The 599-nt window shown below is 48.1% G+C and carries 1 protein-coding gene; it reads left to right on the forward strand.

Translation table 11 applies throughout. The features are described from left to right. Window positions 1-462, forward strand: a 462-nt coding sequence (locus E1963_RS23740; RefSeq protein WP_201272106.1) for a hypothetical protein, incomplete at its 5' end; no start/stop codon positions are given. Between the last annotated feature and the right edge of the window lie 137 nt (window positions 463-599).

Here is a 599-nt window from a genome sequence, read left to right on the forward strand (position 1 = left end):
GGACAGCCTGATTATGGAGTTCGTAAAGAAAGAAAAGAAAAAGGAAGAGGAAGAGGGAAAGGGGGAAACGAGAAAAGGGGATTAAATATATCTTCTGGGGGGAAGAAGCATTCTGAAGGGAAAGAAGAAAGGAAGAGGAAATGGGAAGGGAGAGGAGGGAAGGGGAGAAGGGAGGAAGAAAAAAGGAAGGACAACGGGGCAAGAAGAGCGGGGCGAGAGAGACAGAAAAAGGGAAAAGGGAAAAGAAAAACCGGGAAAGGAAAGAGAAGGCAGGCGAAGGGGAAGGGGAAGAAAGGGCGGGAGACAGAGAAAGGAGAAAAGAAAAAAGAAAAGAAAAGGAGGGGAAGAGGGGGAGGAGAAAGGAGGAAAGGAGAGAAAAGAGAAGGAAAAAAAGAGGGAGGGGGGAAGAAAGGAAGAGAAGGAAAAGAAAGGGGAAGGGAGAATGGAAGGAGCAAAGAGTGAGGAGAAGAAGAGAGAAGGAAAAGGGAAAAGAAAGAGAGGAAAAGAAGAGAAGGCAGAGAGAAGGAAGGGAAGGGAAGAAGCGACGGTCGAGAAGGAAAAGGAGGCGGAAGAGGACGTGAGGGGGAGAAAAGAGGAAG

Source organism: Extibacter muris, assembly GCF_004345005.1.
GTDB lineage: Bacteria > Bacillota > Clostridia > Lachnospirales > Lachnospiraceae > Extibacter > Extibacter muris.